The organism is Erwinia sp. 198, from assembly GCF_003937915.1.
In the GTDB taxonomy this organism is placed as follows: domain Bacteria; phylum Pseudomonadota; class Gammaproteobacteria; order Enterobacterales; family Enterobacteriaceae; genus Erwinia; species Erwinia aeris.
In genome coordinates this window covers 47343-59598 of the sequence record NZ_RHUM01000003.1, presented here as the reverse complement: position 1 = coordinate 59598, position 12256 = coordinate 47343, and the positions used below count along the sequence as shown (strand labels likewise).

Annotated in this window: 9 protein-coding genes; 8 read left to right on the top strand and 1 reads right to left on the bottom strand. The window is 52.1% G+C overall.

Annotation, left to right across the window (positions count from 1 at the left end; translation table 11 throughout):
• Positions 1–20: 20 nt before the first annotated feature.
• From EGK14_RS05320 to EGK14_RS05300, 5 genes are all read left to right on the top strand, one after another.
• On the top strand, positions 21–1034 hold the full coding sequence (locus EGK14_RS05320; RefSeq protein ID WP_370256043.1) for an ABC transporter permease: 1014 nt from the start codon (positions 21–23) through the stop codon (positions 1032–1034).
• A 317-nt stretch (positions 1035–1351) separates the two neighbouring features.
• Complete coding sequence (gene nac / locus EGK14_RS05315; protein WP_125288044.1) at positions 1352–2269, top strand: nitrogen assimilation transcriptional regulator NAC; 918 nt, start codon at positions 1352–1354, stop codon at positions 2267–2269.
• 140 nt (positions 2270–2409) lie between these two features.
• Positions 2410–3369 carry an HTH-type transcriptional regulator Cbl gene (cbl, locus tag EGK14_RS05310; RefSeq protein ID WP_125288043.1) on the top strand — a complete coding sequence of 320 codons (960 nt, stop codon included), beginning with the start codon at positions 2410–2412 and terminating at the stop codon, positions 3367–3369.
• A 47-nt stretch (positions 3370–3416) separates the two neighbouring features.
• On the top strand, positions 3417–3602 hold the full coding sequence (locus EGK14_RS05305) for a DUF3313 family protein (RefSeq protein WP_233598450.1): 186 nt from the start codon (positions 3417–3419) through the stop codon (positions 3600–3602).
• 315 nt (positions 3603–3917) lie between these two features.
• Positions 3918–4751, top strand: coding sequence for a GNAT family N-acetyltransferase (locus EGK14_RS05300; RefSeq protein ID WP_233598449.1), 834 nt, complete (start codon positions 3918–3920; stop codon positions 4749–4751).
• 640 nt (positions 4752–5391) lie between these two features.
• On the opposite strand, the gene EGK14_RS05290 is transcribed toward EGK14_RS05300, so the two are convergent.
• Positions 5392–6270 (bottom strand): LysR family transcriptional regulator, encoded by an 879-nt coding sequence (locus EGK14_RS05290; protein WP_125288041.1) that lies wholly within the window; start codon positions 6268–6270, stop codon positions 5392–5394.
• Positions 6271–6668: 398 nt separating this feature from the next.
• Here EGK14_RS05290 and EGK14_RS05285 point away from each other — a divergent pair, with 398 nt between their 5' ends.
• The 3 genes from EGK14_RS05285 to EGK14_RS05270 all read left to right on the top strand — a co-directional run bounded on the left by EGK14_RS05285 (position 6669) and on the right by EGK14_RS05270 (position 12208).
• Positions 6669–8507: a hypothetical protein gene (locus EGK14_RS05285; RefSeq protein WP_148101247.1), complete on the top strand. Its 1839-nt coding sequence runs from the start codon at positions 6669–6671 to the stop codon at positions 8505–8507.
• Between the two features lie 507 nt (positions 8508–9014).
• Positions 9015–11618 carry a lytic polysaccharide monooxygenase gene (locus tag EGK14_RS21545; protein WP_233598448.1) on the top strand — a complete coding sequence of 868 codons (2604 nt, stop codon included), beginning with the start codon at positions 9015–9017 and terminating at the stop codon, positions 11616–11618.
• Between the two features lie 137 nt (positions 11619–11755).
• Complete coding sequence (locus tag EGK14_RS05270; RefSeq protein ID WP_125288039.1) at positions 11756–12208, top strand: lysozyme; 453 nt, start codon at positions 11756–11758, stop codon at positions 12206–12208.
• The last annotated feature ends 48 nt before the right edge of the window (positions 12209–12256 follow it).

Below are 12256 nucleotides of genomic sequence, written 5' to 3'. Positions count from 1 at the left end.
AAACCATGAGCGACGTAAAAATGAGTGGCCAACAGCCGTCTTCGGCAACGTTTTTAAGCACTTTTAAGGGGAGGATGCCAAAGGATACCGGCATTTTTATCGTTATGGTCGCCATCGCGCTGATATTTGAAGCGGCGGGCTGGTACGTGCGCGATCAATCGTTTTTACTCAATCCAAACCGGCTGGTGCTGATTATTTTGCAGGTCGCCATCATCGGCATTATCGCGGTTGGCGTGACCCAGGTGATTATCACTACGGGGATCGATCTCTCATCCGGCTCGGTCATTGCTTTAACCGCCGTAGTGGCGGCAAGCCTGGCGCAAACCTCCGACAGCCTCTCCCCGATGTTCCCGTCGCTGGTGAACATGCCTGCTGCGGTGCCGATTGTAGCCGGGGTCGGCGTAGGATTGCTTTGCGGGGTGGTCAACGGCGCGCTGATCACTAAAACCGGTATTCCGCCTTTTATCGCCACGCTGGGAATGATGGTTTCTGCGCGGGGGCTGGCGCAATACTACACGCAGGGCAACCCGATTAGCTTCCTTTCCGACAGTTTTACCGCCATCGGCCAGGGCGCAATGCCGGTGGTTATCTTCCTGGTGGTCGCGGTCATCTTCCATATCGCGCTGAAACACACCCGCTACGGCAAGTACGTTTACGCCATTGGCGGCAATATGACCTCGGCGAAAGTTTCCGGGATTAACGTCAATAAATATCTGGTGATTGTTTATACCCTCGCGGGCGGGCTGTCCGGCCTGGCTGGCGTGGTGCTGGCGGCGCGCGTCAGCAGCGGCCAGTCCAGCATGGGGATGTCCTACGAGCTGGATGCGATTGCCGCGGCGGTCATTGGCGGCAGCAGCCTGATGGGCGGCGTCGGGCGGATTACAGGTACGCTGATCGGCGCGGTGATTTTAGGGCTGATTAAGAGCGGCTTTACCTTTGTTGGCGTGGACGCCTACATTCAGGACATTATCAAAGGCATTATTATTGTCAGCGCCGTGTCGGTGGATATGTACCGCAATCGTAAAAAGCGCTAGTCAGCAGGGGCCAGGCCGGCTCCTGTACTTCGCCCGGTCGCCGTCTTTTTATGCTATGTAAACGTTACCATGCACAGCCTGACAGCATATTTTGCACCTCATCGGTGCAGGCAAGGCGGCCGGTGAAGGCATTAAAAAAAGTGTTACTCCTTTAGGGGTAATCAGATTCTCTTATTTTACCTGCGGTTAGCCTGAAACAAATGGGCTGAAAGCGCAGCCGGAAGTTTCTGGCACGTCACTTGCAATTATTAACCCGCACCAGAGTAAAAACTTATCTTTTAGCGCCAGTAACAATGACGTTCCGTGACGGAGGCAAAATGAACTTAAGACGACTGAAATATTTTGTAAAAATCGTCGATATCGGTAGCCTGACCCAGGCCGCAGAGGTGCTGCATATTGCGCAGCCTGCGCTCAGTCAGCAGGTTGCCACGCTGGAGAACGAGCTGGACCAGCAGCTGCTTATCCGCACCAAACGCGGCGTGACGCCTACGGAAGCCGGGAAGATTTTATACGCCCACGCCCGTACCATTTTACGGCAGTGTGAACAGGCGCAAACGGCAGTGATCAATGCCGGACAGACGCTGACCGGCCAGGTTTCGATTGGTCTGGCACCGGGTACCGCAGCCTCTTCGCTGACCATGCCTTTATTGCAAACCGTGCGCGAACAGTTTCCGGAAGTGCTGGTTTATCTGCACGAAAACAGCGGCGCATCGCTAAACGAAAAAGTGATGGATGGTCAGCTTGATATGGCCGTACTTTACGACCGCGCGCCGTCCGCCGGCATCACCAGCCTGCCGTTGATGAAAGAAGAACTTTATCTGGTTGGCGCAACCGACTGCCCGGGACAAAACGTCGATTTAGCCGACGTGGCCAAAATGAACCTGTTTCTGCCGCGCGACTACAGCGCCGTGCGCAAACGCGTCGATGAAGCATTTTCGCTTCGCCGCCTGAGCGCCCGCATCATCGGTGAAATTGAATCGATCGCCACGCTGACCGCCGCCGTCTCCAGCGGTATGGGCGTCACCGTGCTGCCGGAATCCGCAGCGCGTGCGCTGGTCAGCTCCGCCGATGCGTGGATGGCGCGCATCAACAGCCCGACGCTGAATTTGCCGCTGTCGCTGAACGTTTCGGCGCGCTCGCCGCTTTCTCCTTCTGCGCAGGCGGTAAAAAATATCCTGCTGTCGCTGCTCAATAAGCCAACGATTGAAGATCGTGAACTGATGCTGGTGAGCTAAAGCCTTTCTGCGGGCGCGCGTCAGCGCGCCTCACTGCTATATCGCTAAAAAGCATATAAAACCTCTTTTTATTATTTGTTGCTATCAATGTGCCTTATTAACATGGCTGAAACCAACAGATAACAGAGGGAGAGGCGCACGTGAATTTTCAGCAACTTAAAATCATCCGGGAAGCGGCACGCTGCGAGTTTAACCTGACCGAAGTGGCTAATGCGCTCTTTACCTCCCAGTCCGGCGTCAGCCGCCATATACGCGATCTGGAAGATGAGCTGGGCGTGGAGATCTTTATCCGTCGCGGCAAGCGGCTGCTCGGTATGACCGAGCCGGGCAAGGCATTGCTGAGTATTGCCGAACGCATCCTGGATGAAGCCGGAAAGGTGCGCCGCCTGGCCGATGTCTTTACCAACGAATCCAGCGGCGTGCTGACCATCGCTACCACGCATACCCAGGCGCGCTATAGTCTGCCGAAGGTGATCAAAGCGTTTCGCGCGCTCTATCCCGGTGTTCGCCTGGAGTTAAATCAGGGCACGCCGCAGGAGATTGTCGCCATGCTGATGGCGGGCGAAGCCGATATCGGTATTGCCAGCGAACAGGTCGTCAATAATCCGTCGCTGGCGGCTTTTCCCTGGTTCAGCTGGCATCATGCGCTGCTGGTGCCAAAAGGGCATCCGCTGGAGCAGGAGCAGCCGGTTTCGCTGGCGGCGCTCAGCCGCTATCCCTTAATTACCTATCGCCAGGGCATTACCGGCCGTTCCCGCGTTGACCGCGCCTTTTATGCCGCCGGGCTGACGCCGGATATTGTGCTCAGCGCGCAGGATTCTGACGTGGTAAAAACCTATGTCGAGCTGGGGCTGGGCGTGGGCGTGCTGGCGGATCAGGCCTGCCAGCTGGATGCGCAGGCCGCGCTGACCCGGCTGGAAGCCAAACACCTGTTTGAATCCAATACCGTCTGGCTGGGGCTGAAGCGCGGACAGCTACAGCGCAACTATGTCTGGCAGTTCCTGGAACTGTGCAACGCCAACCTGTCGCTGGAAGAGATTAAGCGCAAGGCGCTTTCCACGCATGACGCGGTGGAGCCGGTGCTGGATTTTCAGATTTAAGATTACAGCGACGCTCCGAAGAACAGCAATGAAAGCCGATTGCCGCGGTGCTGGCCGCCACCGGACACCGCAGCCAGAATGCCGGGCTGTTTATCGAGGCGGAAGCGATTGACGCCGCTACCGGTAAGACGGCTATTAAGGTGCCTCGCAAAGGCTACGGCAAAAGCGTGGCAAACGGCAGCGCGCCGATAACAATGGCGTATGTAATAAGCTTCCCCTTATTCACCGCATAAATTTCTGTTATGCAATTTCTGGCATTATCCGGCCGCGTTATAATTTTTCTGGTCTCACTTATGCATTGTTATCTCCGTCCACACCTGCGCCGTACAAGGGCTGCGCTATGCAGCGGTAGTTTTATCCCACGTTTAAAGTCCGGCGCAAATACTTCAGGCTGAACCGGGCCTGACGCTTTCCTGCGAGAAACAGGTGCCGGGGAGCTGATTTAGCGGCCGATTTTTTTCCGGTGGTCGATCCTGTGCCGTTCCGCTATGCCAGACTGACAGACGGCAGCATCCTGCAACAGCCTGGCATGACTTAAGGAGAAAAGCATGAACATAGCAACGATGAACGAGCATCACCTTGATGCCGCTTATGCGCTGACGCAGCGGCTAAATTGGCCGCACCGTCGTGAAGATTGGCAGCAGGCGCTGGCACTGGGTGAAGGCCTGGCAGCGATGGAAAACGGCGAGCTGATCGGTACCGTGCTTTACTGGCGCTGGGGCGACTATGCCACCCTTGGTCTGGTGATTGTCGCTAAAAAAGCGCAGGGCAAAGGTATCGGCACACGGCTTATGCAGACGGCGCTGGCCTTGCTGGAAGGGCATCAGCTGCGCCTGCACGCCACGAAAATGGGCAAAGAGCTGTATGAAAAGCTGGGGTTTGTGGTCACGGGAACGATTGAGCAGCATCAATGTGGCGCGTTGGCACCGGGTGAACGCGCTTTATCACAGGCGTCGCAAAGTCTGCGCCCCGCTCGCCGCGAAGAGCTGACGGCGCTGAGCGAGCTGGAAGCCAGGGCTCACGGGCAGCATCGCCCGGCACTGATCGCCGAGCTTTTTGCCAGCGCAGACCGCTTTCTGGTACTGGAAGAACAGGATGAAACGGTGGGATTCGCCTGCCTGCGCCGCTTCGGACACGGTTTCGCCATCGGCCCGATTATCTGTGCCAATCTACAGCAGGCAAAAGTATTGGTCAGCGAGCTGCTTGCCGGCCTGGAAGGCACCTTCGTCCGTATCGACACCGACAGCGCCTGCGGGCTGGGTGAGTGGCTCGCTGCCCTGGGTATGGCTCAGGTTGACGAACCCGTTACCATGTATAAAGGCATCCCCTGGCAGCCGCAGGACGTACGGGCGTTTGGGCTGATGAGTCAGGCGATGGCATGAACATCCTCTACAGTAATGTAAACCTTGCCGATGCTGTCGGCTTTCACCCGGTGCCTGTTTACAGCGGGTAAGGCATCCGGAAACCGCAGGGATTATTACCGGTACAAGGCGCACGTAAGTTTATCTAAAATTACCGATTCTATGACCGTGTGCACCGTAGTCACGCCGATCGATCGCCGGCGCAAAGACTTTATGCGCTTTGAAAACGCGCCTGGGGAAGTGGACGAACTGATGGCGTGTCCGGATACGCTTATCTGCTGCGTTTTATTAATCGAGCATCGAACATTAACAGGAATTTACTGAAAGCGTACTGCACGTTAAAGTCGGGCCAGATAATATATCGTTATCAAATCGTCGCTCCTGAAAACAGCGTGCCGTTGCGTTCTTTTATCTCTCGTTAAGCGATGGCTGTCGGTCATAATGACGGTAGAAATGTTATGAAGGGTTTTATCCTTTCTTATTCTTCCTGGATGATAATACGCCAGGGATAGTCCGCTTTTCGCCGTCGCGGTTGATAGCCGTCATTAACTCTGCCACCCTGCTTTATCACACCAGACAAGGACAAAGTCTTCTCCTGATGCGTTTCCCGTTGGCCCTCACCCTGTAAGAGTGTTAAAAGAGAGACATCCTGTCTCTGTAATCACGCATTTACCTGTGCGGCATCAACGGTATCCAACGCATATTTCAAAGAGAACTCACGCTCTTTCAGATAGTAGATGTAGGTTTTGAGCTCCGGGAATAACTTTTCGACCCTGTAACTTAACTCATTGAAATTAGTTGTTTTCCTTTGATAAAACGATACCATTGATTCACTGATTAGCCCGACGGCTTCGCCATTAGCGATCAAAGAAATATAATCATAAATATCATCCACGATAATAACCTGGGCCGTGGGGCACATAGTGAGGATTTTGGCGTGTGCGTTTTTCACATAGTGTTCGTAAAAGCCGTTGGTAGGAATGATAACGGGGGTGTTTTTTATATCGCTAAGCTGAGAGTCAGGGAACTTTTTAGAATAAAGATAGCATGCGGGTTCGCTGAAAAAATTCATCGACATGATGCCGTTATCGTTGATTTCCCGATGGGAAATAACGCCGTGTATCTCGCCAGAAAGGAGCGATTCCACCGAGGTTTTAGTATCGCAGGAACAATAAGAGACACTTTCAGTCTTCTTACGGGTTTTTACCAGCAGGTTGAATAAAAAGGGGTTGAGGTTTTCTACGCCAATCATCAGGCCTCGACGGATATTAACGTTGGTTCTTTTTCGTGAAAAATAGTCTTCCAGCTCGGTCATCTTATCGTAATGCGGCATTATTTTATCGTAGAGTTCCAACCCTTTTTTGGTCAGGGTAAAATCATGATCCGTGCGTGAAAATAGTTTAAATCCCAGCTCATCTTCTAATATTTTTATCCGTCGGGAAATAGGGGAGGAGGTAACAAATAATATCTCAGAAGCCTTCTTTAATGACTTCTCTTTCGCCAGCACAATAAAGCATTTCAGATTAGATGACAGAAACATAAAACCTCCAGATCGTTTAACAACTGTTAACTTGGCGTAAATTTATGAAAAATATAGCATACTTACGAAAGCTCTGAACGGGGGTGATTTACAAAATTAGACTGTTTTTATTTTGCTAATCATAGAGATGCTAATTTTTACGCGTGAGCCACATTTTTTAAAATTGTATGAGTTGACCTCAGTTATTATTCTGCCAATCCAAAAAAACATAGATATAAATATGGGTAAAACCGCCTTTTCCGGGGTTAACCTAAACAAAAGCTAAATGCAAGCCTGCAACCCATCAGAAAATGAAACCGTCAGGTAATATATTCTTAATAAAGAGGCTTTAAATGAGGATTGTTGATGATAACAGCCAGGATAATTTAACATCACGCCAGGCTAAGTTAAATGAAAGGGTGAGTAACTTAAACGTACTTGATAAAGATGGCAAAGCTATTGACTTCGACAGAATTGTATACCTTGCGAATTCAGCTGATAAGAAAAATAACTTCTCGATGCTGAACTCGGTTGATGAATTACGAGCGTACGAGCCTGCCGCCCACGGCGAACTGGCTATTGTGCTTTCCTATAGTGCAGGAACCGGCTACGGCGGCGGTATTTTTATCAGCGACTTTAACGACAAGACGGCGCCGGAAGATGGCGGGATGACTATCGTTACCGGCCAGGGCATCCGCTGGAAGCGTCATATTACCGATAACGCGGGCGTAACCGTGGTCGATTTCGGCGCTATCCCGGATGGCAAAACGGATTGCCTGGATGCCGTTACCCGCATGTGGCACTGGACACGCATTGTTGATCGTGAAACCAACATTCGTATGCACGAAAACGTCGGCATACGCTTTCCGGCAGGCAATTTCTTTATCTCTAAATTTGACGTCTCCGATCAGGAAGTCAGCCGCTTCCGCCTTTCTGGCACGCACGTTAACTTTGGCTATTTCCCTAACACCCGTCTTTTTTCCGATCGTAAAAACGGCGAATATATGTTTACCGTCAACGCCCGCTGGACTTATATCAGCGGCATTATCGTGAACGGTCAGGACAACAGCAGCACCAAAGGTTTCTTTAAAAATATTATCCACGGCGGCCAGTATCTGCGCGTGACCGGAATGCATTTCCTGGATCTGGGCGGACGCGCGCTGGATTTGCTCGATACGCTGGATTGTAAGATCGACCAATGGTACGCCAACCGCTGCGCCGGCACCGTCATCTATGGCCGCTGGTCCGATCGCGCTGCCGGATCCTGGGATCACCTTACCGCTATCGAGCTAAGCAACTTTAATATTCAGTACGGCGTGAGATCTGAGATGATCGATCTGCCACGCGCGACCCAGTGCGTTTTGCATAACGGCTGGATTGAGCATACCGAATTTCCCGGCAACCTTTCCAACGGCCAGTGGAAAATTAATGCGCTGAATCTGGAAGGCAATAAAAACCCGCTTAAGTGTCACCACACGCGTATTATTTCTACCATGCTGAACGTGCATAACGGCGAGGGGCTGGATCTCTCCGACAGCGGCGAGCGCTGGCTGCCTGTTTATGAAGAAGGGCAGGTATTTATTGAAAACCACGGCGCGCGCATCGGAGGGTCGCTGAACTACGAGTACATCACTTCTCAGGAACGCATGGATAACCGTCAGGATCGGGAAACCTGGTTTAAAGTGGGCGAGATTGAGATGCCAGAATGGACCACGCAGATGCAGATGCGTATTATCGGTTCCTCTCAGTTTAATGCGATGCCGGAAACACAAATCGACTACACGTCACGCACGCCGGAGGGCGAAGCGATAATCTCTGTTCAGAATGTGAACGGCAGCTTTAACGCCTCCTGGGCAGCGGAAGGGTCCTGTCCGGTGACGCAGGTCAGGGTAAGATCGCTGGGCGGCAGCAGAGGGGAGATCTTTGTGAAGCTTGCCAAATACACCGGCTTCTGTATCGCTTTGATCACCACTAACTGCCACGACCGCTTTTCGCGCGGCGTCCATTTTCGTTTTATTAAGTCCTATACCCAGGTTTCCGCTGTGGAAGCAGCCGTGCTGGATGCCGAGCCGGTAACGGCATTTTTGCAGCACTGGGAAGGCACGGATCGGGTCGGCTACGGTTACAACAACAATAACGACCTGATTATGCGTGGCCGGGTGGTCAGCACCGCGTCGGTTGGCACGGCCAGAGAATGCCTGCGGGTAAAGGTAAACGGTCTTGACTACGCGATTGAACTAAAACCCATAAACGGCTAATGCCCATGAGTGAAAAACCGGCCTTGATACGGCCGGTTTTTTTCATGTTACCTTTGCATTAAATAGAAGAAAATTTATTTTTATTTTATTTACCCACCTGAATATCTGGCTGAATCTGCTGCTCCTTCTCTAATAAAACACCCAAACCAAATTAAACGGCGATGTAATGAAATGCTTTGCTGGTGTTTGCACAGGGTTATAAAATCAAATAATAAACAGGTGTAAAAATTGCTCTACTGTAATTTAAACATTAAATATAATAATCAAAAGTGTCTATTTTGTGTTTTGATAAAATTAAATTAAAAATTTTTCCTGTAGTTAATTCATGTGAAACAAGGGTCTTTTAATTATTAATGGCTAATCTTAATTATTGAGTTTGTCTGTTTTTGTCGGCTGGATAAAATACAACGCATGCAGTAAGGGCATTGTTTTTCTTGCAGGCTGCATAATAAAAAGAATATTTTACATAATGAAATATGCATCATGGCAGATGCATATGGAGGAATTATGCCATTTTATAAAAATTTATCGGCAGGTCAGATTGCCGAAAACCGTTCCGCGCAAAATAAAATCGTTATGGGCTTCTGGCACAACTGGCCAGCCGTAGGCGCCCAGGGTTATAAACAGGGCCGCTTCACGGAAATGACCCTGTCCGAAATTCCTGTGCAATATAACATTATCGCCGTTGCTTTTATGAAGGTGCTGGATGACAGCGACCGCATCCCTGATTTCAAACCCTATAAAGGAACGGATGCCGAATTCCGTAGCGAAATCGCAAAAGTGCAGGCTCAGGGCCGTAAGGTTCTGATCTCTATGGGCGGCGCCGATGCGCATATCGAAATGCATGCCGGGGACGAAGCGGCGCTGGCCGAGCGTATCATCGCGCTGAGCGACAAATATGGCTTTGACGGCCTGGATATCGATCTGGAGCAGTCTGCGATTACCGCCGCCGATAACCAGACGGTGATCCCTGCCGCGCTGCGCGTAGTGAAAGATCACTACCGCAAGTTCGGTAAGAACTTCATCATCAGCATGGCGCCAGAATTCCCTTACCTGACCAATGGCGGCCATTACAGCCCTTATATCATCGGTCTTGAAGGCTATTACGATTACGTTGCACCGCAGTTCTATAACCAGGGCGGCGACGGCGTCTGGGTTGATGAAATCAACCAATGGGTGTCGCAAAGCAACGACGCGATTAAAGAGGATTTTCTCTATTACCTGACTGAGAGCCTGGTCACCGGTACCCGTAACTTCCTGAAGATCCCGAGCGAAAAATTCATTATCGGCCTGCCAACCAATAACGATGCGGCAGCGACCGGTTATGTCATTAATCCACAGGATGTAAAAAATGCTCTGGCTCGCCTTGAAGCCGCTGGTCTGTCTGTGGCGGGTCTGATGACCTGGTCCGTTAACTGGGATGCCGGTTTTACCAGCGATAACGTACCTTACGACTGGGAATTTATCCGTCGCTATGGCTACCTGGCGGGCGATGGCGTGGTGCCTGCACCGCAGCCAAACCCGGAACCAACCCCGGAACCCACCCCGGAACCCACGCCAGAGCCGCAGTTTGAACAGTGGCGCGCGGGCGTGCGTTATATTGATGGTGCCCACGTGAGCTGGCAGTCACGTAACTATCTCTGCGTCATGCAGCATGACTCTAACCTTTTCTGGACGCCCGAGCTGGCTACCTCGCTCTGGCAGCCAATTACCACCAATAAAATCCCTACAGAATATAGAACAATGTCTGATAATCCCGATCCGGCACTGCGCCACGGTCATATCGCCACGCCAGCTTCACGCGCTTACTTTGCCTGGCAGGAAGGTAAACTCAACGCCGGTCAGCTGAACCAGCGTGAGGCGGGTAAATTCTTCCCGGCCACCCAGAGCGGTCTGACTGATGCGGTCGCGCCAACTGACAGCCCTAACGCCGTGCCGCCGCGCGATGGCGAAATTGCCAGCGCCAACCAGGGCGACGGCCGTTTCCTGGATGAGCCAGGCACCCACTGGAAAAAACATACGGTCACATCAGGCGAAATCATGAAATTCGTCTGGACCTTTACCGCGCCGCATTCCACTCGTCGTTATAACTACTTTATTACCCGCGAAGACTGGAATCCAAACCTGCCGCTGAGCCGCGCGCAGTTTGAATCCACGCCGTTCTTTAAAGCGGAATTTACCGAGCAGCCTTTCTGGAGTCACGGCGCGACGCTGCGTCCGACCGGCCCAACCACGCATGAAATCCAGCTGCCACAGCGTCGCGGCTACCATGTGCTGCTGGCGGTATGGGAAGTGGCCGATACCGGTAACGCGTTCTACCAGGTTATCGATCTCGATTTTGTGGGCAACGGCGGCGAAACCGCGCCTGCAATACCACCGAGCCTGCACGCGACCGATATCACCACCAGCAGCATTACGCTGGCGTGGAATGCATCTTCAACCGCAGGCGTTTCTTACCGTCTGTATCGTGACAACAATATGATCTTCCATGGTTCCCAGCTGAGCTTTGTGGATAACCGCCTGGAGGCAAACACTGCTTACCGCTACACCATCAGCGCGGTCAGCGCCACAGGCAGAGAATCCGTTCGCAGCGAGGCTATTACCGTGACCACTCAAAATCCTGCCGCCTCCACCACGCCACCCACGGCACCAGTACGGCTGCACAGCATGGGCGTAACCGCAGACAGCGTTGCGCTGATGTGGGGCTCTTCTCAAGGCAGCAACGCCATTGCCGGCTACATCGTTTACCGCGAAGGCGATGAAATCGCTCGCGTGGCGGCTTCTCAGCTCAGCTATACCGACAGCGGCCTGCGTGCAGAAACCACTTATCGTTACTTTGTTGCCGCTGTGGATTCTCAGGACCTGCTTTCCGTGCCGGGTAACGTACTGAGCGTCACCACGCTGGCTGCCGGCTCCGACGACAACGGTAATGGCGACAACGATAATGACGATAACGGTCAGTACCCTGCATGGGTGCTGGGCGGCTCTTACACCACTGGCGATATTGTTACCAGTCAGGGTAACAACTGGGTTTGCTTGCAGACGCATATTGCCTACACCGTTGACTGGGCGCCGGGTCTGGCAGACACCCTGTGGCGTCAGGCACGTTAATTTATCATTGCGGGCCAAAGGGAAGCGGCCCGTTCATCTGACATAAATTAAAGCAAATACGTCGGTTTATCCGGCATGAATCAACCAGCCGATCGCTGCATATGGGCAACAGCGTTAATTAGCGAACAGGAAGCAGAATGAACATTAGCGAAAAAGGTATCCGCTTTATTAAAGAAGAAGAGGGCGAGAAGCTGAGTGGCTATCTGGATCCTGTAGGAATAGCGACGATTGGCGTAGGCCATACCGGCCACGTCGATGGCGTTGCGGTTAACAAAGAGATGATTATCAGCGCGGAAAAATCCACCGAGCTGCTGCGCAAAGATTTAGCGGTCGTCGAGCAGGCTATTGCAAAACACGTCACCGTGCCGCTTAGCCAGAATCAATATGACGCGCTTTGCAGCCTGATTTTTAATATTGGCGTAACGGCTTTCGTTAATTCCACGGTCAGAAAAAAACTGAATGAAGAACAATATCAGGAAGCCGCAGAGGCTTTCCTGCTGTGGAAAAAAGCGGGGAAAATGGTCAATCTGCTGCTGCCGCGCAGAAAGCGCGAAAGAGTGCTGTTTTTGACGCCGGATGTTTGGGACTGAGCGACTTCCGTCAACCCGGCTTGCTTTCACTATAACGACACATATTTT